At 66.4% G+C, this 21,210-nt stretch carries 19 protein-coding genes; 13 read left to right on the plus strand and 6 right to left on the minus strand.

Annotation, left to right across the window (positions count from 1 at the left end; genetic code table 11):
• Nucleotides 1–6: 6 nt before the first annotated feature.
• Complete coding sequence (locus SLQ31_RS07935) at nt 7–537, plus strand: VOC family protein (protein WP_319431230.1); 531 nt, start codon at nt 7–9, stop codon at nt 535–537.
• A gap of 49 nt (nt 538–586) precedes the next feature.
• Here SLQ31_RS07935 and SLQ31_RS07940 read toward each other — a convergent pair whose 3' ends face one another.
• Complete coding sequence (locus SLQ31_RS07940) at nt 587–1,816, minus strand: HNH endonuclease signature motif containing protein (RefSeq protein WP_319431231.1); 1,230 nt, start codon at nt 1,814–1,816, stop codon at nt 587–589.
• A gap of 41 nt (nt 1,817–1,857) precedes the next feature.
• On the minus strand, nt 1,858–2,679 hold the full coding sequence (locus SLQ31_RS07945) for an alpha/beta hydrolase (RefSeq protein WP_319431233.1): 822 nt from the start codon (nt 2,677–2,679) through the stop codon (nt 1,858–1,860).
• Nucleotides 2,680–2,731: 52 nt separating this feature from the next.
• On the opposite strand from SLQ31_RS07945, the gene SLQ31_RS07950 reads away from it, so the two are divergent.
• The 3 genes from SLQ31_RS07950 to secA all read left to right on the plus strand — a co-directional run bounded on the left by SLQ31_RS07950 (nt 2,732) and on the right by secA (nt 7,230).
• Nucleotides 2,732–3,361, plus strand: a complete 630-nt coding sequence (locus tag SLQ31_RS07950; RefSeq protein ID WP_319431235.1) for a ComF family protein — start codon at nt 2,732–2,734, stop codon at nt 3,359–3,361.
• 298 nt (nt 3,362–3,659) lie between these two features.
• Entirely contained in the window at nt 3,660–4,337 is a 678-nt protein-coding gene (hpf, locus tag SLQ31_RS07955; RefSeq protein ID WP_319431236.1) for a ribosome hibernation-promoting factor, HPF/YfiA family, read from the plus strand.
• Between the two features lie 103 nt (nt 4,338–4,440).
• The gene (gene secA, locus SLQ31_RS07960) at nt 4,441–7,230 is read left to right on the plus strand and encodes a preprotein translocase subunit SecA (protein WP_319431238.1); all 2,790 of its coding nucleotides are present in this window, start codon (nt 4,441–4,443) and stop codon (nt 7,228–7,230) included.
• A gap of 10 nt (nt 7,231–7,240) precedes the next feature.
• Here the strand turns inward: secA and SLQ31_RS07965 are convergent, their stop codons facing one another.
• On the minus strand, nt 7,241–7,702 hold the full coding sequence (locus SLQ31_RS07965; RefSeq protein ID WP_319431240.1) for an Rv3235 family protein: 462 nt from the start codon (nt 7,700–7,702) through the stop codon (nt 7,241–7,243).
• 178 nt (nt 7,703–7,880) lie between these two features.
• Here SLQ31_RS07965 and SLQ31_RS07970 point away from each other — a divergent pair, with 178 nt between their 5' ends.
• The 6 genes from SLQ31_RS07970 (at nt 7,881) to SLQ31_RS07995 (ending at nt 13,730) form a co-directional block, all read left to right on the plus strand.
• Nucleotides 7,881–9,290 (plus strand): wax ester/triacylglycerol synthase family O-acyltransferase, encoded by a 1,410-nt coding sequence (locus tag SLQ31_RS07970; protein WP_319431242.1) that lies wholly within the window; start codon nt 7,881–7,883, stop codon nt 9,288–9,290.
• Between the two features lie 15 nt (nt 9,291–9,305).
• Entirely contained in the window at nt 9,306–10,154 is an 849-nt protein-coding gene (ppk2, locus tag SLQ31_RS07975; RefSeq protein ID WP_319431244.1) for a polyphosphate kinase 2, read from the plus strand.
• 6 nt (nt 10,155–10,160) lie between these two features.
• Nucleotides 10,161–10,667 carry a DUF6912 family protein gene (locus SLQ31_RS07980; RefSeq protein WP_319432946.1) on the plus strand — a complete coding sequence of 169 codons (507 nt, stop codon included), beginning with the start codon at nt 10,161–10,163 and terminating at the stop codon, nt 10,665–10,667.
• 63 nt (nt 10,668–10,730) lie between these two features.
• A complete protein-coding gene (locus SLQ31_RS07985) occupies nt 10,731–11,879 on the plus strand; it encodes a ferredoxin reductase (protein ID WP_319431246.1) in 1,149 nt (382 codons plus the stop codon).
• A gap of 70 nt (nt 11,880–11,949) precedes the next feature.
• A complete protein-coding gene (locus tag SLQ31_RS07990; RefSeq protein ID WP_319431248.1) occupies nt 11,950–13,185 on the plus strand; it encodes a fatty acid desaturase in 1,236 nt (411 codons plus the stop codon).
• Nucleotides 13,186–13,217: 32 nt separating this feature from the next.
• On the plus strand, nt 13,218–13,730 hold the full coding sequence (locus tag SLQ31_RS07995) for a GNAT family N-acetyltransferase (RefSeq protein WP_319431250.1): 513 nt from the start codon (nt 13,218–13,220) through the stop codon (nt 13,728–13,730).
• A gap of 4 nt (nt 13,731–13,734) precedes the next feature.
• Here the strand turns inward: SLQ31_RS07995 and SLQ31_RS08000 are convergent, their stop codons facing one another.
• The 3 genes from SLQ31_RS08000 to aroA are packed head-to-tail and all read right to left on the minus strand — an operon-like array spanning nt 13,735 to nt 16,896.
• Complete coding sequence (locus SLQ31_RS08000) at nt 13,735–14,583, minus strand: aldo/keto reductase (protein WP_319431252.1); 849 nt, start codon at nt 14,581–14,583, stop codon at nt 13,735–13,737.
• Between the two features lie 40 nt (nt 14,584–14,623).
• On the minus strand, nt 14,624–15,613 hold the full coding sequence (gene rsgA, locus SLQ31_RS08005; RefSeq protein WP_319431253.1) for a ribosome small subunit-dependent GTPase A: 990 nt from the start codon (nt 15,611–15,613) through the stop codon (nt 14,624–14,626).
• Nucleotides 15,610–16,896, minus strand: coding sequence for a 3-phosphoshikimate 1-carboxyvinyltransferase (gene aroA, locus SLQ31_RS08010; protein WP_319431255.1), 1,287 nt, complete (start codon nt 16,894–16,896; stop codon nt 15,610–15,612). The genes rsgA and aroA overlap by 4 nt, the downstream gene beginning before the upstream one ends.
• A gap of 44 nt (nt 16,897–16,940) precedes the next feature.
• On the opposite strand from aroA, the gene SLQ31_RS08015 reads away from it, so the two are divergent.
• The 3 genes from SLQ31_RS08015 to SLQ31_RS08025 all read left to right on the plus strand — a co-directional run bounded on the left by SLQ31_RS08015 (nt 16,941) and on the right by SLQ31_RS08025 (nt 21,207).
• Nucleotides 16,941–17,705: an SOS response-associated peptidase gene (locus SLQ31_RS08015; protein WP_319431257.1), complete on the plus strand. Its 765-nt coding sequence runs from the start codon at nt 16,941–16,943 to the stop codon at nt 17,703–17,705.
• A 54-nt stretch (nt 17,706–17,759) separates the two neighbouring features.
• Nucleotides 17,760–19,298, plus strand: a complete 1,539-nt coding sequence (locus SLQ31_RS08020) for an aldehyde dehydrogenase family protein (protein WP_319431259.1) — start codon at nt 17,760–17,762, stop codon at nt 19,296–19,298.
• A gap of 151 nt (nt 19,299–19,449) precedes the next feature.
• Nucleotides 19,450–21,207 carry a sensor domain-containing diguanylate cyclase gene (locus tag SLQ31_RS08025; protein WP_319431261.1) on the plus strand — a complete coding sequence of 586 codons (1,758 nt, stop codon included), beginning with the start codon at nt 19,450–19,452 and terminating at the stop codon, nt 21,205–21,207.
• Nucleotides 21,208–21,210: the final 3 nt, after the last annotated feature.

The following is a 21,210-nucleotide window of genomic DNA, read 5'->3' on the forward strand; positions in this document are numbered from 1 at the left end:
AAATTGGTGCCTGGACCCGTGCTGCCCGGCGTGATCCGCCAAATCGGTTACATCGTGCAGGATTTCGACAAGTCGATAGCCACCTGGCTTGAGCTCGGTGTCGGTCCGTTCTATGTGCTGCGTGGTGTCACGCAGACAGGCGTGTATCGCGGCGAGGAATGTACGGTCACACTGACGATCGGGTTCGCCAACAGTGGTGATCTGCAGGTCGAGGTCATCCACCAAGACAACGACGCACCGTCGATCTACTCCGAGTTCACCTCGGCCGGCGGGGACGGCTTCCACCAGCTTGCGTACTGGACCGACGACTTCGACTCCGCGCTGGCGGCGGGCAAGGCCGCGGGGTGGCCCGTGGTGTGGTCCGGCGGGGACGACGGCGTGGCCCGGTATGCCTACTTCGAGCCGCCGCCGGGAAACGCAGCGACGATCATCGAGCTGATGGAGCTCACTCCGGCGACGATCGGGATGGGCGAATTCGTCCGGGCCGCGGCGGTGGACTGGGACGGAACCGACCCCATTCGCGAGCTGAACGGATAGCGGCAGGCGGACTTGCAATGAATCTATCTATACCCCAACAGATTCGGAACTAGTTGTCTGGTGGAACTTTGGGTTCGAAGGGGTGGTACCACTTCCAGTCGATGTGTTCGCCGGTTGGTCCCTTCATTGGTGGGACCGGTGGTGGGGGCAGGTTTGGTGGGCGTGCGAGGGACCTGTGGGTGAGTGTTTTGCCGTCGCGGTCGATGACGGTGAGGTGGTCGGCGGGGCCGCTGATGGTGATCTCGCGTTTGTGGTGTTCCCGGTGGTGATAGGGGCAGAGCAGGACGAGGTTGTGTAGTTCGGTGGGTCCGCCGTCTTCCCAGTGTTGGATGTGGTGGGCGTGCAGTCCGCGGGTGGCGGTGCAGCCCGGTATTGCGCAGGTGGCGTCGCGGTGTTCCAGGGCGCGGCGCAGTCGGCGGCTGATGGTGCGGGTGGTGCGGCCGGCGCCGATGGGCTGGCCGTCGCGTTCGAACCACACCTCGCAGGTGGCGTCACAGGTCAGGTATTGGCGGTCAGCCTTGGTGAGTAGCGGGCCCAGATGTAGTGCCCCAATACGTTGTTCAACGTCGAGGTGCACCACGACGGTGGTGCGTTGCCCGTGGGGGCGGCGGTCCACATCGGAGTCCCAGCCGGCTTCGACCAGACTCATGAAGGCATCAGTGGTGTTCGGCAACGGTGGCGCATTATCGGAACCGTCGGCATTGTCGTGATCGCGTTTCCAGTCGGCGACCAGCGCGTCGTGGTGGGACTGCAGGGCGGCGTCGAAGGTCCCGGCCTCATCGTTGGGCAGGGTGATCTTCCAGCTGGTGGAGTCGTCGTTGGACGTTTTCTTGACGCAGCGTTGCGGTTCCTGCCAGCGGTTGGGTTCGGGTCGGGGCTCGAGCTTGACGGCGGTACGCAGCTGGCTGACCGACGCGACCGAGGCCAGTTGGGCGTAGTGCTCATCGGATCCGTCGGCGGCCCGTGCGGCGATGACCCCGACCTGGTCCACCGACAGCCGGCCCTCCAGCATGCCTTGGGCGCAGCGGGGGAACTCCGGGAGCCGGTGCGCGACAGCCGAGATGGTGTTGGCGGTGGTCGATGAGGTGCCCAGCTTCCAGGCCACTATTGCCGAGACCGAGCGCGCCCCGGTAGCGCCCCAGATCCCGTCGTGGTCGATCTCGGCGACGATCTCCACGATGCGACCATCGATCGCGTTGCGCTGACCGGCCAGCTCCGACAACTCCTCGAACAACACCTCAAGGCGCTCCTGAGAACTGAGCACGGCCATCGAGGACATAACGAAATTATCGCAGGAGGGTCCGACAAAAAACCGATGACTCAAAGGTGAAGCAACACCCGTTCCGCAAACACCTCCGGATGTTCCCGATGCATGAAGTGCCCACCGGGAATTTCCTCAATGACATACGAGCCCAAAAACTTCCGGGCAGCACGCCGGTAGTCCGACGACTCGGCGATCGGATCATCAAGTCCGGAAAAGGCGACGGTCGGCACCGTGATCCGCGCCTTCAAGGACGCAGACGGGAACGGCGAAAGCTTCCGGTAGTAGCCGAATGCCGCGTCCAAGCTCCCCGGGCTGGCGAAACACTCCCGCACCGCATCGAACTCCCCAACAGGGGGACTCCACGTCGGGGACCATCGCCGATAGATCTCGGGCAAGGCTTCGAAATCGTTGTGGGCAAAGCGTTTCGCGGCTCCAGGAAACTTGTATGTCGCGAAATGCCGAGCGCCCCACAATTTTCGCGGCGAGGGCTTCAACGTCGCAGGGTGCGGAATGCCCACCGTGATCAACTTGGAAACCAGATCCGGCCCCAGCGCGGCCGCGCCGTACGCCGCCGACGCGCCCCAGTCGTGCCCGATCAGCACCGCCTCCGAGGCCCCCAAAGCAGAGATCAACGCCAGCGGATCGCGCGCCAGCGTCTCCTGATCGGCATCCGAGACCGGCACTCCAGTCGGGTAGTAACCACGCATGAACGGGCTGACCGCGCGATACCCCTTGGCGGCTATCCGCGGACGCAGGTCGTCCCACGTATGCGCGGTGTCCGGGAAACCGTGCAGCATGAGCACGAGGGGCCCGGAGCCCTCCTCGATATAGGCGAACGTCAGCCCATTCGCCTCGACGAATCCAGTCGCCCCAGTCATGTCCTGTGGACAGTACTCCGGCTGCGTCGTACGTAGCGGCCACACTCAAGCCATGCTCGACCTCGTCCTCCCGTTGGAATGCGGAGGGTGCGGCGCACCGTCGACCAATTGGTGCGACGCGTGCGCCGCGACGCTCAAGGTGCACACCGACGAACCCCACCTCGTCACCCCGCGCATCGACCCTGGCGTGCCCGTCTTCGCCCTGGGCCGTTACGTGGGCCCGCGGCGGCAGGCCATCGTCGCGCTCAAGGAGCACGGCCGGCGCGATCTCGTCGCCCCGCTGGCCCGCGCCCTGGCCCTCGGCATTCACCAACTCGCGAGCTGGGGCATCCTCGACACCCCGTGCACCATCGTCCCGGCCCCGACCCGCGCCCTGGCCGCCCGCCGCCGCGGCGGTGACCCCGTCACCCGCGTCGCGCAGCGGGCCACCCAGAACCATCCAGACATCGCCGTCGTCCAAGCCCTGAGAACCCGCGCCATGGTCCGCGACTCCGTCGGCCTCACGAGCGCCGACCGCGAACGTAATCTCACCGGCCGCGTCAAGATCGCAAAGTCGGTGAGCGGCGACATCCTGCTCGTCGACGACATCGTCACCACCGGCGCCACCGCCCGAGAAGCGGTCCGGATGCTGCAAAAAGTCGGGGCGAATGTTACGGCCGTGCTGGCCCTCGCGCAGGCCTGACCAGGCCAGGCAGATCTTCGGTGTAACAGGGGTCGAAAGACTTGGAAACAGGTGGGGCAAAAAGGTGGCACGGGGCCATGAACAGCGACTACCTTCGGAGCCAACACACCGTGAATAAATCACGGGGGCGGCCCACATCCAACGGGCCCGTCACTTCGCCCGAAAACGGCAGGAGGTGAGGTCTCTCGACCCCTGACGCCGGCGGGTGAATCTCGTGCCAATCCTGTCGGCGTAACTACCGAAGACAGGCAGGCACGCCCGCGCGCGTGCAACCCGTAACAGAAACGAGTTGTCAAGCATGTCAATCGAATCCGTGAACACCGGTCAATTGCTGACTGACGAAGACGACCTTGCCGAGTCTGAAGCCAACGCCGAAGTACAGGTGTGCGGCCGCAACGTCGAGATTCCCGATCACTACCGCGTCTATGTCGCGCAGAAACTCGCTCGCCTCGAACGGTTCGACCGCTCGATCTACCGCTTCGACGTCGAGCTCGAGCATGAACGCAATCGCCGCCAACGCAAGAACTGTCAGCACGTCGAGATCACCGCGCGGGGCCGCGGTCCGGTCGTCCGTGGTGAAGCTTGCGCAGACAGCTTCTACGGTGCCTTCGAGGCCGCCGTCCACAAACTCGAGAATCGGCTGCGGCGTACCAAGGACCGACGCAAGGTCCACTACGGCGACAAGAGACCGGTCTCACTGCATGAGGCCACCGCTGCGACAGCCCTCATCGACGCGGCTGCGGCTTTCCGGCCTGAGCAGCCCGGCGTCCAGGAAGCGCTGCTCGACGACCACGAACCGGGCCGCATCGTGCGCACCAAGGAGCACGAGGCCAAGCCGATGACCGTGGACGACGCCCTCTACGAGATGGAGCTGGTCGGCCATGACTTCTTCCTGTTTCAGGACAAGGAGAGCGATCGGCCGTGTGTCGTCTACCGCCGGCACGCCTACGACTATGGGTTAATCCGCCTGGGCTGATCGGCGCTACCGGAGCGCGACCAGCGCGTCACCTAGGATGGAGGACGCTCAAGCCTCCAATCCACAGGGGAATCGTCCTCTGTCTGTTTTCCCAGGGGAAAATGTGCTGTCGAAGTTACTGCGCCTTGGCGAAGGTCGCATGGTCAAGCGCCTCAAGGGGGTGGCTGACTACGTCAACACCTTGTCCGACGACATAGAGAAGCTGTCCGACGGCGAGCTGCGCGCCAAGACCGACGAGTTCAAGAAGCGTGTCGCTGACGGCGAAAGCCTCGATGACGTCTTGCCCGAGGCTTTCGCCGTCGCGCGTGAGGCCGCCTGGCGGGTGCTGAGCCAGCGCCACTTTGACGTGCAGGTGATGGGCGGTGCGGCCCTGCACTTCGGCAACGTCGCGGAGATGAAGACCGGTGAGGGCAAGACCCTGACCTGTGTGCTTCCGGCTTACCTCAACGCGCTGTCCGGGGACGGCGTGCACGTCGTCACGGTCAACGACTACCTGGCCAAGCGCGACAGCGAGTGGATGGGCCGCGTGCACCGCTTCCTGGGGCTCGAGGTCGGCGTCATCCTGTCCGGGCTGACCCCTGACGAGCGCCGGGCGGCCTACGCCGCCGACATCACCTACGGCACCAACAACGAATTCGGCTTCGACTACCTGCGCGACAACATGGCGCATTCGGTCGAGGAGATGGTGCAGCGCGGCCACAACTACGCCGTCGTCGACGAGGTCGACTCGATCCTCATCGACGAGGCCCGTACCCCGTTGATCATCTCCGGCCCGGCCGACGGCGCCTCGCACTGGTATTCCGAGTTCGCCCGGCTGGCCCCGCTGCTGAAGAAGGACACCCATTACGAGGTGGACATCAAGAAGCGCACGATCGGTGTGCACGAGCTGGGTGTGGAGTTCGTCGAAGACCAGCTCGGTATCGACAACCTCTATGAGGCCGCCAACTCGCCGCTGGTCAGCTACCTCAACAACTCGCTGAAGGCCAAGGAGCTGTTCGAGCGCGACAAGGAGTACATCGTCCGCAACGGCGAGGTGCTGATCGTCGATGAGTTCACCGGCCGCGTGCTGATCGGGCGCCGCTACAACGAGGGCATGCACCAGGCCATCGAGGCCAAAGAGAACGTCGAGATCAAGGCCGAGAACCAGACCCTGGCCACGATCACCCTGCAGAACTACTTCCGGCTCTACGACAAGCTCTCGGGCATGACCGGCACCGCCGAGACCGAGGCCGCCGAGCTGCACGAGATCTACAAGCTCGGTGTGGTCACGATCCCGACCAACCGGGACATGGTCCGCAAGGACCAGACCGACCTGATCTACAAGACTGAGGAAGCCAAGTACATCGCCGTCGTCGACGACGTCTCCGAGCGCTACGAGAAGGGCCAGCCGGTCCTGATCGGCACCACCAGCGTGGAGCGCTCGGAGTACCTGTCGCGTCAGTTCACCAAGCGCCGCGTCCCGCACAACGTGCTCAACGCGAAGTTCCACGAGCAGGAGGCGGGCATCATCGCCGAAGCCGGCCGGCGTGGGGCGATCACGGTGGCCACCAACATGGCCGGTCGCGGTACCGACGTCGTGCTCGGCGGCAACGTCGACTTCCTGGTCGATCTCCGCCTGCGTGAGCGGGGCCTCGATCCGATCGAGACCCCCGACGAGTACGAGGCCGCGTGGCAGGAGGAATTGCCGAAGGTCAAGGCGCAAGCCGCCGAAGAGGCCGAACACGTCATCGACGTCGGCGGTCTGTACGTGTTGGGCACCGAGCGCCACGAGTCGCGTCGTATCGACAACCAGCTGCGCGGGCGTTCTGGCCGTCAGGGCGACCCGGGCGAGTCCCGGTTCTACCTGTCGCTGGGTGACGAACTCATGCGGCGCTTCAACGGCGCGACGCTGGAAAGCCTGTTGACCCGGCTCAACCTGCCCGACGATGTGCCGATCGAGGCCAAGATGGTGACCCGCGCGATCAAGAGCGCGCAGACCCAGGTCGAGCAGCAGAACTTCGAGATCCGCAAGAACGTCCTCAAGTACGACGAGGTGATGAACCAGCAGCGCAAGGTCATCTACGCGGAGCGCCGCCGGATCCTGGAGGGCGAGAACCTCGAGCAGCAGGCCCACGACATGCTCGTCGACGTCATCACCGCCTACGTCGACGGCGCGACCGCCGAGGGCTACGCCGAAGACTGGGATCTCGAGCAGCTGTGGACCGCACTCAAGCAGCTCTACCCGGTGGGCATTGACCATCACGACCTGCTCGACTCCGACGCTGTCGGCGAGCCCGGTGAGCTGACCCGCGAGGAACTCCTCGACGCGCTGGTCGCCGACGCCGAAGAGGCTTACGGCACAAGGGAAGCTGAAATCACCGCCATGGCCGGTGAGGGCGCCATGCGGCAGCTGGAACGCAACGTGTTGCTCAACGTCATCGACCGCAAATGGCGCGAGCATCTCTACGAGATGGACTACCTCAAGGAAGGCATCGGCCTGCGGGCCATGGCGCAGCGCGATCCGCTGGTCGAGTACCAGCGTGAGGGCTACGACATGTTCGTCGGCATGCTCGATGGTCTGAAGGAGGAGTCGGTCGGCTTCCTGTTCAACGTCCAGGTGGAGGCGACGCCTGCGCCGGCGGTGGGCACCGTCGACACCCCGCAGGGGTTGGCTGATCTGGCCGGCCAGCAGCCGGAGCCGGCGCCTGCGCCGGTAGCGTTGCATGCCAAGGGAATTGACGGCGAAGACGCGCGCAGGCTGACCTACTCCGGCCCTGCCGAAGACGGGTCGGCCGAGGTGCAGCGCAACGGCGGGTCCAAGAATGCGGCGCCCGAAGCGGGCACCACGCGCAAGGAACGTCGCGAGGCGGCCCGCAAGCAAGCGAAAGAGGGCAAGACACTCAGGCGCGGCTAGCCCCAGCTAGTCAGCCGATGTGCAGCGCCACCACCTGCCAGCGCACGCCGCTCGGGGTGGCCACCTGCTCGACTCGGCACGCAATGGCATGGCTGCGTTCGTCTCGGCTGTAGATGGCCGCCACCTCGGCGGCTGATCCGTTCGTGCCGACCGGCTGAACGCGCAGGCGGCGCAGTCGTGCGGCGCCGTGGCCGTCGTGGCGGGCCACCGTGGACAGCAGCGAATCGACCAACCCCGCGGCCAGCAGGGGACGTAGCTGCGCCAGCGACCGCCGCCGGTCGATCACCTCGAGCACCCGGCGCAGCGCCGCGTCGGCGAACCCGGCCGCGGCGCGGATCGGAGCGGCCTCGGTCGGGGACGGTGTCGGCAGGCGGGCCGCGGCGCCACCACGCGGACGCAGCAGCCGCACCCGCTCGGGTGCGGTGTGCAGGACGGGTGGCTCGTAGTCGACGACGGGAACGACGCAGGACATGGGGACTCTCCGGGGATCGGTCGATAGGGACCGGCCGCCGGAGAGGGACGAGCCGATGGCGCCATGATGGCACACTCGTCGCACCGGTGTGTGCACCCGCGATGCGAGGGTCGGGGGTTGGCAGTTACCGTGTCGGGACGGAGTCGGGGATTACTTCGGTGAGGGGATTGTCGCGACGATGGTGACTCGGTTGTCAGCATCGGATTCGTCGTTTTATCACCTGGAGAACACCGCGACGCCGATGTACGTGGGCTCGCTGTCGATCCTGCGCAAGCCCCGGTCCGGCCTCAGTTACGAAGCCCTGCTGGAGACCGTCGAACGTCGCCTGCCCCAGATCCCGCGTTACCGCCAGAAGATTCGCGAGGTGACCCTCGGCCTGGCACGTCCGGTGTGGGTCGACGATCCCGACTTCGACATCACCTACCACGTGCGGCGCTCGGCGCTGCCGTCGCCGGGAAGTGATGCGCAGCTGCATGAACTCATCGCCCGGCTGGGCTCGCGCCCGCTGGACCGGTCGCGTCCGCTGTGGGAGATGTACCTCATCGAGGGGCTGGCCAAGAACCGGCTGGCCATCTACACCAAGTCCCATCAGGCCCTCGTCAACGGGATGTCAGCGCTGGAAATCGGCCACGTCGTCGCCGACCGCACTCAGAAGCCGCCGACGTTCGGTGAGGACATCTGGATCCCGGGCCGCGAGCCGACCAACAATCAACTCCTGATCAGCGCGATCGGGGAGTGGCTGGCCCGTCCGAGAGTGCAGCTGCAGGCGGTTCGCTCGGCCATCGGCGAGGTCGCCACCAACAGCGGCGAGCTGGCCGATGTCGCGCGCCGGCTGACCGACGTCGCGCGTACCGTCGCCCGCGGTACCGCACCGAACAGCCCGCTGAATACCAAGGTCTCCCGCAACCGCCGGTTCACCGTCGCCGCCGGCTCGCTGGCCGACTACCGGTTGGTGCGTTCACGCTACGAGTGCGACGTCAACGACGTGGTGCTGGCCGTGATCGCCGGCGCCCTGCGTAACTGGCTGCTGTCGCGCGGTGAGCCGGTCACCAACAGTTCGACCGTGCGGGCGATGGCGCCGACGTCCGTGTATCCGGAGGCCGTCATGGACACGGGGAGTCCCGGCCAGGCGATCAGCGAGGTGGCGCCGTTCCTCGTCGACCTGCCGGTGGGTGAGGGCAACGCGGTGGTACGGCTGTCCCAGATCGCCCACACCACCGAATCACATTCGGCGGCGGCCAGTCTGGTGGATGCGCGCACCATCGTCACGCTGTCGGGGTTCGCTCCGCCGACACTGCACGCGATGGGCACCCGGGTGGCCACTCAGTTCTCCGCGCGCCAGTTCAACCTGCTGATTACCAACGTCCCCGGCCCGCAGGCGCAGATGTATGTGGCCGGAGCCAAGTTGTTGGAGACCTTCGCGGTGCCCCCGCTGCTGCACAACCAGGTACTGGCCATCGGCGTGACGTCCTATTGCGGCATGTTGTATTTCGGCATCAACGCCGACCGCGACGCTATGAGTGATGTCGACGTGTTGCCGACGCTGCTGGCCGAATCGCTGGACGAACTGCTCGAAGCTGCTCAGTAGCCTAGTATTCGGCGGATGGGCAAGCGCGAGGCAAGCGAAAAAGCGGTCAAAAAGCGCAACCGCAAGATTCCCAAAGACATCTACGAAGCCGAATTATTCCGGCTGCAAACGGAATTGGTGAAGCTCCAGGAGTGGGTGAAGGCGAGCGGCGCCCGCGTCGTCGTAGTGTTCGAGGGCCGGGACGCGGCAGGCAAGGGTGGCACCATCAAGCGGGTCACCGAATATCTCAGCCCGCGGATCGCGCGCATCGCCGCCTTGCCTGCGCCCACCGAACGCGAGCGCGGTCAGTGGTACTTCCAGCGTTATATCGAGCACCTGCCGGCCCGCGGCGAGATCGTGCTGTTCGACCGATCCTGGTACAACCGCGCCGGAGTCGAGCGGGTCATGGGCTTCTGCACACCCGAGGAGCACGCCCTGTTCCTGCGGCAGTGCCCGATCTTCGAGCAGATGCTGATCGATGACGGAATCATCTTTCGCAAGTACTGGTTCTCGGTGTCCGACGACGAGCAACTGCGCCGGTTCAAGTCCCGCCGCAAAGACCCGTTGCGGCGCTGGAAGCTCAGCCCGATGGACCTCGAGTCGGTGTACCGCTGGGAGGACTACTCCCGGGCCAAGGACGAGATGATGGTGCACACCGACCTCCCGGACCGGCGATGGATTGTCGTCGAGTCCGACGACAAGAAGCACGCGCGGCTGAACATGATGGCCGACCTGTTGGCCAGCATCGACTACGAGGAAGTCGACCACCCCAAAGTCGAACTGCCCAAGCGTCCGGTCATGGGCGGCTATGTCCGGCCCGCGCGTGAGCTGGCCAACTATGTCCCCGACCATGTGTCCACCTTGCTCGGTGACGGCGAGGGCTAACCTCCCCTGATGCGGGTCTACATCCCGGCCACCCTGGCCATGCTGCAGCAGCTGGTCGCCGACGGATCGTTTCAGCCGCTGAGCGGGACGGCGTTCGCGGTGACGCCAAAACTGCGGGAGTCCTATGCCGAGGGCGACGACGAGGAGCTGGCCGAGGTGGCCATCGGCGAGGCGGCACTGGCGTCGCTGCGGCTGCTGGCCGCTGAAGCAGGCCATGCCGATGGCGGGCTGCCGCTGCGCAGGGCGGTCGTCATCGCCGACGCGGACGCCACTGTGCGGCCCGACCTGGACGACGCGGTGGTGCGGCTCAGCGGCCGGGTGAACCTGGATCAGGTGGCCGCCGCCTACGTAGACAACGCCGACGCCGAAACCGCTGTGAACGCGGCGATCGCCGTCATCGACGACGCCGATCTGGGCGATGAAGACGCCGAGTTCGTCGTCGGCGACGCCCAGGATCACGCGCTGGCCTGGTACGCCACCCAGGAGCTGCCGTTCCTGCTCGATTTGCTCTGAACGCCTAGATACGGGACCGTAAGTTACGGTACCGTAGGTTAACGGCGGGTAGGAGGTGGCCTCATGGCGAAAAGCCAGGTCAAGATCAGTGCGAATGTGGTCGACACGGTTCGTCCCAAGGTGGCGGGCGAAGGGCGTAACCCGGCGATCGACGCGGTCCGGGCCCTGGTCGGCCGGATCACCACGCCGTTGCTGCCCGATGATTACCTGCAGCTCGCCAACCCGTTGTGGTCGGCGCGCGAGATGCGCGGTCGGGTACTCGAGGTCCGCAGGGAAACCGAGGACTCGGCGACGCTGGTGATCAAACCCGGCTGGGGGTTCACCTTCGACTACCAGCCCGGCCAGTACATCGGGATCGGCCTGCTGGTCGACGGCCGCTGGCGGTGGCGCTCGTACTCGCTGACGTCGAGCCCTCATTCCGACGGCTCCGGTCGCTCGCGGACGATCACGATCACCGTCAAGGCCATGCCCGAGGGTTTTCTGTCCACGCACCTGGTCGGTGGAGTGAAGCCCGGCACGATCGTCCGGCTGGCCGCTCCGAAGGGCAACTTCGTGCTGCCCGATCCCGCGCCGGCTTCACTGTTGTTCTTGACGGGTGGCTCCGGCATCACCCCGGTGATGTCGATGCTGCGGACCCTGACACGTCGTGATCAGGTCGGCGATATCGTCCACATCCATTCCGCCCCAACCGAATCCGATGTCATGTTCGCCACCGAGCTTGCAGAGCTGGCGCGAGACCACGACACCTACCGGCTGACGGTGCGCACCACCCGGACCGAGGGACGCCTGGATCTGCGTCAGCTCGACGACGCGATCCCGGACTGGCGCGAGCGCCAGACCTGGGCCTGCGGCCCGGAAGGGATGCTCACCGAGGCCGAGAAGGTGTGGCAGGCGGCCGGGATCGGCGAGCAGCTGCACCTCGAGCGGTTCGCAGCGTCCCGGGCGGCCGCGCACGGCCAGGGCGGCACGGTGACGTTCGGTCGCAGCGGCAAGACGGTGACGGCAGATGCCGCGACGTCGTTGATGGAGGCCGGGGAGAAGGCCGGGGTGCAGATGCCCTTCGGCTGCCGCATGGGCATCTGCCAATCCTGCGTGGTGCCCCTGGTCGACGGCCATGTCCGTGACTTGCGTACGGGCGCCGAGCACGAACCGGGTACCCGGATCCAGACCTGTATTTCGGCTGCGTCGGGCGACTGTGTGGTCGACGTCTGAGGTTTACCGGCTAGTAACCTACGGGAACGTAGGTTACGGTACCGTAGGTAGAAGAAGGGAGGCGTGACTTATGGCTATTACCGATGTTGATGCGTTTTCGCACCTGACCGAGGCTGACATCGAAAGCCTGGCGGTCGAGCTCGACTCCATCCGCCAGGACATTGAGGATTCCCGGGGCGCGCGGGATGCGCGCTATATCCGTCGCACCATCGCCGCCCAACGCGGGCTGGAGATTGCCGGACGGCTGATGCTGACCGCCAGCTCCAAGCGATCCGCGTGGTGGGCCGGCACTGCGACCCTGGGCGTGGCCAAGATCATCGAGAACATGGAGATCGGCCACAACGTCATGCACGGGCAGTGGGATTGGATGAACGATCCCGAGATTCACTCCTCGTCGTGGGAGTGGGACATGAGCGGGGCGTCCAAGCACTGGCGGTTCACCCACAACTTCATGCACCACAAGTACACCAACATCTTGGGCATGGACGACGACGTGGGCTATGGCGTCATCCGGGTCACCCGCGATCAGCGGTGGCAGCCGTTCAACCTCTACGGCAACCTGCTGTTCAACACCCTGTTGGCGCTCGGGTTCGAGTGGGGCGTCGGCCTGCAGCACCTGGAGCTCGGCAAGATCTGGAAGGCCCGCGACGATCGCAAGGCCACCCTGATCCGGGTGCGCGAATTCGGCATCAAGGCCGGCCGACAGCTCCTCAAGGACTACGTCGCCTACCCGGCACTGACGTCGTTGTCGCCGGGCGCCACATTCCGCTCGACGGCCACCGCCAACGCCATAGCCAACGTGATCCGCAACGTGTGGGCCAACGCGGTGATCTTCTGCGGCCACTTCCCTGATGGCGCAGAGAAATTCACCAAGACCGACATGGTGGGCGAGAGCAAGGGCCAGTGGTACCTGCGCCAGATGCTCGGCAGCGCCAACATCGACGGCAGCCGGGCCATGGACTTCATGACCGGCAACCTGTCGTACCAGATTGAGCACCACTTGTTCCCTGACCTGCCCAGCAACCGGTACCAGGAGATCTCGGTGCGGGTGCGGCAGGTCTGCGACAAGTACGACTTGCCGTACACCAGTGGGCCGTTCCTGGTGCAGTACGCCAAGACGTGGCGGACCATCGCCAAGCTGTCGCTGCCGGACAAGTACCTGCACGACACCGTCGACGACGCACCCGAGACTCGCAGTGAGCGGATGTTCGCTGAGCTGGGCGACGAACCGCGCCGCGGGCTGAAGTCCGCTATCGCGACGGTGCGCGCCACGCGTCGCGAGAAGCGTCGCGCCAAGGCTGCTTAACCGTCGGCTCACTCGCGGGGCATGATGGTCCCGTGAGTGGGCCGTGGCAGCTGCGCACAGGCAGCGCGGATGATCTCGACATCGTCGAACCCCTGTGGGTCGCCGTGCATCACCGGCATGCCGAGACGATGCCCGAGCTGAGGCCATACGTCAGCGATGACCAAACGTGGCGACTACGGCGCACTCTCTACGAGGACCTGCTCGCCAAACCCGGCACGCTCCTGCTGCTCGCCAGCATCGACGATCGTGTGATCGGCTACGGGCTGGCGCACATCATGGCGGTCGAGGACACCTGGGTGGCCGACACCTGGGTCACCGGAAAGCGCATCGGCGAGATTGAATCACTCTCGGTGCTACCAGAATTCCGCGGATCCGGGTTGGGCACCGAGCTGCTGACGCAGCTGGAAGACCACCTGCGTGTATCCGGCGTCGATGACCTCGTCCTCGGGGTGCTGCCCGGTAACCGAGACGCCCTGCGGCTCTACGAACGACTCGGCTACCGGCCGACCTGGCTCTACCTGTCAAAGTTCGCCGGCCGGGATTGAACGTCTAGTCCGGGATCCAGTTGAAGTCGTCCGGATTGGGACCCCTTCGTCCCGCCTCGCCCTTGTCGAGGGCGGTGATGGCGTCGATGTCCTCGTCACTCAGCTCGAAGTCGAAGATCTCGGTGTTCTCCTTGATGCGTTCCGGGGTAACGGATTTCGGGAACACGATGTCGCCGCGCTCGATGTGCCAGCGCAGCACCACCTGAGCCGCGCTCTTGCCGAGACGCTCGGCGATCGCGCCGATCACCGGGTCGCCGAGCACCGCGCCCTGGGCGATCGGTGACCAAGCCTCGGTGAGGATGCTGTGATCGATACCGTAGCCGCGCAGCGCGTCGTTGGCGAAGTACGGATGCACCTCGATCTGGTTGACGGCGGGCACCGTCTCGGTGTCGCGCGCAAGCTGCTCGAGGTGGTGGATCTGGAAGTTGGACACTCCGATGCTGCGGGCCCGGCCGTCTTTCTTGAACTCCTCCAACGCCTGCCACGTGGAGACGAAGTCGCCGTCGTAGAGCCCCGGCAGCGGCCAGTGGATGAGGAACAGGTCGACGTAGTCGAAGCCGAGCGCCTCGATCGTCCCGTCGAATGCGCGTCGCGCATCGTCGGGCTTGTGAAAGCCGTTGTTGAGCTTGCTGGTGATGTACACCTCACCGCGGTCGATGCCGGAGTCCCGGATGCCTTCTCCCACTCCCTTTTCGTTCTGGTACATCTCGGCGGTGTCGATGTGGCGGTAGCCGATTTCCAGGGCGGTGCGCACCGCCGACGCGGTCTCGTCGGGCGGGATCTGGAAGACACCGAACCCGAGCTGGGGGATCGAAGTGCCGTCGTTCAGTGTCAAGTTGGGAATGGTGCTCATGTCTGCGGCGTGCCCTCTCGATTGGTCTTGCAAACAATTATCAATACGCTGCGCCATCTGACAACGCGGACAGCAGCCGCCGGGCGGCGGCGACGCGCCGCGCGGGCTCGCCGGTCAGCGCGTCGAGCGCGCATTCCGGGTCGGCCGGCGGTCCCAAGTGGCCGCATCCGCGGGGGCAGTCTTCGATTACCTCAGCCAGATCCGAAAACGAGCGCAGCACCTCGTCGGGCTCGATGTGGGCCAGGCCGAACGATCGGATGCCAGGGGTGTCGATAGCCCAGCCGCCACCCGGCAGTGGCAGCGCGACCGACTGCGTCGACGTGTGCTTGCCCTTACCGACGCCCGACACCTCGCCGGTCGCGCGGTGTGCTTGGGGCACAAGGCGATTCACCAATGTGGATTTGCCGACGCCGGAGTGGCCGAGCAGGACGGTGATCTTCCCGGTCAGTAGCTGCTCCACCTCGTCGATCTGGTCGCCGCGGCCCGCGGTGATCACGGTCAGCTCCAGATCGGCGAACTGCTCGGCGAACGGTCCGGCCGGTGCCAGGTCGGTCTTCGTCAGACACAGAATCGGTCGGATCCCGCCGGCGTACGCCGCGATCAACGCCCGGTCCACCAGCCCGGTGCGCGGCGGCGGGTCGACCAGGGCGATCACCATGAGTAACTGGTCGGCGTTGGCGACGATCACTCGCTCGGTGGGGTCGGTGTCATCGGCGGTGCGGCGCAACACTGTTCGACGTTCACCGCGGCGCACTATCCGAGCGAGGCTGTCGGGCCGCCCGGATAGGTCACCGACCACGTCGACGTGATCGCCGACGACGATCGGGGTACGGCCCAGTTCGCGGGCGCGCATCGCGGTGACGAGCCGGTCGGGATCACCCCCCAGAACGCAGCCCCACCGGCCGCGGTCGACGGTGACCACCATGGCCGACACCGCGTCGGCGTGCTCGGGACGGGTCTTGGTACGGGGCCGCGAGCCACGGCCCGACCTCATCTTGGCGTCGGACTCGTCGTACTCGCGAGGGCTCAACCGCGGCCCACCATCTCGGTCCACAGCTGCGCGAAGTCCGGCAGCGTCTTGGCGGTGGTGGCGATGTCCTCGACCGTGACGCCGGGTACCCGCAGCCCGACAATCGCCCCGGCCATCGCCATCCGGTGATCGGCGTAGGAATGCCAGGTGCCGGCATGCAGGGGGGTCGCGGTGATCACCAGGCCGTCGTCGGTCTCGGTGCATATGCCGCCGAGGCGGGAGATTTCGGTGCGCAGCGCTGCCAGTCGGTCGGTCTCGTGGCCGCGCAGATGCGCGATGCCGGACAGGCGCGACACCGAGCCAGGGGCGGCCAGCGCGGCCAGCGCCGCCACCGCCGGGGCCAGCTCGCCCACGTCGTGCAGGTCCACGTCAAAGCCGTCGTAGGATTGCGGACCCCGCAGCTCAAGGTGCGAATCGGATTGGTGCACAGTCGATCCGAGCAGCGTCAGGATGCCGAGAATGGCGTTGGCGGGTTGCACGCTGGCCGCCGGCCAGCTCGTGATGCGCACGGCGCCGCCGGTCACCACCGCCGCGGCCAGGAACGGCACCGAGTTGGACAGGTCCGGCTCGACGTTCCAGTGCCGGGCCGCGATCGGCCCCGGCGCCACCCGCCACTGGTTGTTCACGGTGTCGTCGACGTCGACGCCGGCCTCGCGCATCATCGCCACGGTCATTGCGATATGCGGTGCGGACGGCAGCTGCGGACCGGTGTGTACGACGGTCAGGCCCTGGGTGAAGGCGGCGCCGGCGAGCAGCAGGCCCGAGACGAACTGCGAGGAGGCTGAGGCGTCGATGTGGACGGTGCCGCCCTCGACCGCGCCGCGGCCGTGGACTCCGAAGGGCAACCCGGTGCCGTCGATATCGACACCGAGTCCGCGCAGCGCGTCGAGCAGGGGAGCGATCGGCCGGATGCGGGCCTGCGCGTCACCGTCGAACTCGACGACCGCGGTGCTCAGTGCCGCCAGTGGCGGCACGAACCGCAGCACCGTGCCGGCCAGCCCGCAGTCGATGCGCGCCTGCGGCCCCGGCGCGAGTGCCCCGCCGACCACCAGTTCGGCGGCTGGGCCGGTGACTTCGATACCGAGTGCCTGCAGGGCGCCGATCATCAGGTTGGTGTCGCGGCTGCGCAGCGCGCCGCTGATCGTGGAGGCGCCCTGCCCCTGGGCGGCGGCCAGCGCAGCGAGCACAAGGGTGCGGTTGGTCTGCGATTTCGAGCCGGGCACCGTCACGGTGGCGTCGACAGCAGTCGCCGTCGAAGGTGCCGTCCACAACTCGGTGCTCACGGCTATACATCCTGCCTTGTCGGCCGGTGCGTCACGATGGAGGTATGTGCGGACGATTCGCGGTGACCACCGACCCGGCGCTGCTCGCCGAAAAGATCAATGCCATCGACGAAGCCACCGAGGCGGCCAAAGAGGCCAGGGGGCCCAACTACAACGTCGCCCCGACGGCCACGGTGGCCACCGTGGTCAGCCGCCACGCCGAACCCGACGACACCCCGAGCAGACGGGTGCGGTTGATGCGCTGGGGCCTGGTGCCGCCCTGGGTGAAGGCGACGGCCGACGGCACCCCGGAGACCAAGGGCCCCCTGCTGATCAACGCGCGCGCCGAAAAGATCACCAGCTCACCGGCTTTTCGGGCGTCAGCGAAGAGCAAGCGGTGTCTGGTCCCGATGGACGGCTACTACGAGTGGAAACCCAACCCGGACACCCCGGCCGGTAAGAAGGCCCGCAAGACACCGTTCTACATGCACCGCGCCGATGACGAGCCGCTGTTCATGGCCGGTTTGTGGTCGGTCTGGAAGTCCGATGACGCGGCCTCCCCGCTGCTGACGTGCACCATCATCACCACCGACGCCGTGGGGGAGCTCGCCGAGATTCACGACCGGATGCCGCTGATCGTCGACGAGCGTCACTGGGACCGCTGGCTGGATCCCGACCAGCCCGCCGATACCGACCTGCTGACCGCACCCCCGGACATCGCCGGTATCGACGTCCGAGAGATCTCGACCCTGGTGAACAGCGTCCGCAACAACGGGCCCGAACTCCTCGAACCGGCCGGTCCACACAACCAACCGGTTGGCCTGTTCTAGCGACTCGGCTGAGGTTAGGCTCACAGGGAGATCCGACCAGCGAGAGGAACCGCCATGACCGCGGTTGAGCCCAAGGCCGATCAAGCCACCTTCACCGTGCGCAACCCCGCCGACGGTCGCGTCGCCGGTACCGTGCCGATCGACGCTCCAGAGGCGGTGGCGGCCAAGGCCAGGGAGCTGCGGCTGTTCCAAACCGAGTGGGAGACGATCGGCCCACGCGGGCGCAAGGCCTGGATGCAGAAGTGGCAGGACTGGATTCTCGACAACGCCGACCACCTCACCGAGGTGCTGATGTCAGAGTCGGGGAAATCGCGCAACGATGCCAGCCTTGAGCCGGTGGCGATCGCCGATTCCATCAAGTACTGGGCCGGCAACGCCGAGGTGTTCCTGGCCGATGCGCACCCCAAGCCGCACAGCCTGGTCTACCGGATGAAGAAGCTGACCACCGTGTACCGCCCGTACCAGCTGGTCGGGATCATCGAGCCGTGGAACTTCCCACTGGCGATGCTGGCGCTCGACGTGGTGCCCGCCCTGGCCGCCGGTGCGGCGGTGTTGCTGAAACCGTCTGAGGTGACGCCACTTTCGGCCATCGAGTTCGCGCGCGGCTGGACCGAGGTCGGTGCTCCGCCGGTGCTCGGGTTGGCCACCGGATACGGCGAGACCGGCAGTGCGGTGATCGAGAACGTCGACTACGTCCACTTCACCGGATCGACCGCCACCGGTCGCAAGGTCGCCGTGGCCTGCGCCGAACGGCTGATCCCGTGCAGTCTGGAACTCGGCGGCAAGGACCCGGCGATCGTGCTGGCCGACGCCGACATCGACCGCGCAGCCAACGGCATCGCCTGGGGTGGGATGTTCAACTCCGGACAGGTGTGCATCTCGGTGGAGAGGGTCTACGTCGAGGCTCCGGTCTACGACGAGTTCATCGGCAAGCTCACCGAGAATGTCCGCAATATTGCACAGGGACAAGAGGATTCGGGCTACAAGTACGACACCGGTGCGATGGCCACCGCCGCCCAGCGCGATATCGTCGGTCGGCACGTGCAGGACTCCGTTGCCGCCGGGGCGCGGGTGCTTACCGGCGGCAAGCCCACCGGCGTCGGCACCTTCTTCCAGCCGACCGTGTTGGCCGACGTCACCCACGCCATGCCCTGCATCGCCGAGGAGACCTTCGGCCCGACGCTGCCGGTGGTCAAGGTCGCCGACGAGGAAGAGGCCATCCGGTTGGCCAACGACTCTAAATACGGACTGTCCGCCACGGTCTGGACCGGGGACCTCGAACGCGGTGAGCGGGTGGCGCGGCGGCTGGAGTGCGGCGCGGTCAACATCAACGACGCCCTGACCAACGTGTTCTGCCCGTCGCTTCCGATGGGCGGCTGGAAGGACTCCGGTATCGGCTACCGGGCCGGCGGGCCCAGTGGGCTGATCAAGTTCTGCCGCCAGCAGGCGATCACCGCCCCGCGGATCCCCACCCAGAAGTCCGAGCTGGTCTGGTACTCGTCATCGAGGCGGCAGGGCCGGGTTGCGCTGGCGATGATGCGGGCCTTCGCCGCGAAGGGTGTGCGCCGCTTCGGGGTGCGTCCCCGAAATTAGACACAGCGGGCTCCGCCCGAACAGATAGGCACAGTGGGGTTCGCCCGAAGGGTTAAAGCAGGTAGGGGTACTCGACTTCACGCTCGAGGTCAGGTTCTGCGCGTCGGTACGGCAGAATGCGGATCACGTCCTGTTGGTGGGGGAGAAGCCGATGGCCAAGACCGAGCCCGATGCGCAGCTCGAAGCGCTAGTGGCTCGAGGCGGCCAGGTGGCGCTGGCCGTGGTGTTTCTCGTCTCCGCGTCGAATTGGCTCGGCTGGGCGACCGGGACCGAGCGGTTGACGAGGATCTTCGAGTCCTGGCCGCAGATGACGCCGTGGACGGCCCTGTTGGTGGCTGCATTGGCCACGGCGATTCTGGTGCAGTCGGGTCACCCGTCCCGTACGCGGCTGTGGGTTGGCCGCGGCCTGGCGGTGGCGGCTGCAGTGGTCGTAGTGGCCATCCTCTGCGAATACGTGACCGGCCGGGCGTTCGGCTTGGATCAGTGGTGGTTTTCCGGGGAGGTCACCGCGCTGCAGAAGCAATGGCCGGGCCGTCCCAGCCCACAGACGGCGGGCACCGTCCTGCTGCTGGCGCTCGCGGTCGCGCTGACACGCGTAGATCGTGCCCCGGCTCGGGTAGCTCGGACGGCAGGCCTGGTATTGGCGCTGGCCGTGCCATTCGTGGTGATCACGGCCTACACCTTCCAGACACTGTCGGTCATTGAAGCTGGGACCTCGACCGGTATGGGGATCGCGACCGCCGTCACGCTGCTGCTGCTGATCGCGGCGGCCTTTGCCGCACGGCCCGACTGGAATCCGGTGGCGTGGCTGCTGGCCCGACCCGATGGCCGGGCCCTGATTCGGATGGGCGCGATGTTCGCCGCCCTGCCGATCGTCGTCGGGCTCTCTCGGCTGGCGTTCCTGGCCGTTGGCGTGCGTGAGGATGCGGTGTGGGCGCTGTCCATATCGGTCAGCGCCGTCGTCATCGGTGTGGGGGTGTTCTATCTGAGCCAACGCGAACAGCGACTCCTGATCGACAGGGCAGTCCTGATCCGCGACCGCGAGGATGCCGAGGCCCGCTACCGCATCCTGGCGGAAAACGCCGTCGACGCCGTCGTTCACCTGCGCGGCGCGCAGGTGGTGTGGATCTCGCCGTCCGTGGAAGCAACATTCGGGTACGCCGAAGAAACGTGGATCGGCTCGGACTTCAACCGCCATGTCCACGCCGACGATGTGGACTTCGTGAATATCGGCGAACAGCGAACCGCCACAGACGAACCCGCGGTCGAAAGGTTCCGGATCGACCGGGCGGACGGCGGCTTCCACTGGGTCGATTGCCGATCCAAGCCCTACGTGGACGGCGACGGGGACGACGATGGCGTGATCGCGGCGCTGCGGGTCGTCGACGATCAAGTCGAGTTCGAGCGGCGTCTCGAGCAGCTGGCCCGGTTCGACATGCTCACCGGTTTGGTGAACCGTGCCGAGGCACTCGATCGCCTGGGGTCCGCGCTGGCTGGTCCCAAGGTCGACGGCCAGCGCATCGGCATCCTCTTTTGCGATGTCGACGGTTTCAAGCGCATCAACGACGCGTACGGGCATGCGGTCGGGGACATTGTGCTGGCCACGTTGGCGGCGCGGATCCGGGAGTGTGTGCGCCACGGGGACACGGTCGGTCGCACCGGTGGCGACGAGATACTCGTGCTGTTGCCGGGCGTCCGTGACCTCGATGCTGTCACGAAGATCGCGGAAGCGATTCGGCATAGAGCCGCCGAACCGATCGACTATCCCGGCGGAATCATCCACGCCACCTTGAGCATTGGCGCCACCCTTGCCGTTCCCGGCGAAGACGCCACCACCGCGACGGCGCGGGCCGACGAGGCGATGTACCGCGCCAAGGAGACCGGGCGCAACACCGTCGTCCAGGTCTAAGCG

This window comes from Mycobacterium sp. RTGN5 (assembly GCF_033804465.1).
GTDB lineage: Bacteria > Actinomycetota > Actinomycetes > Mycobacteriales > Mycobacteriaceae > Mycobacterium.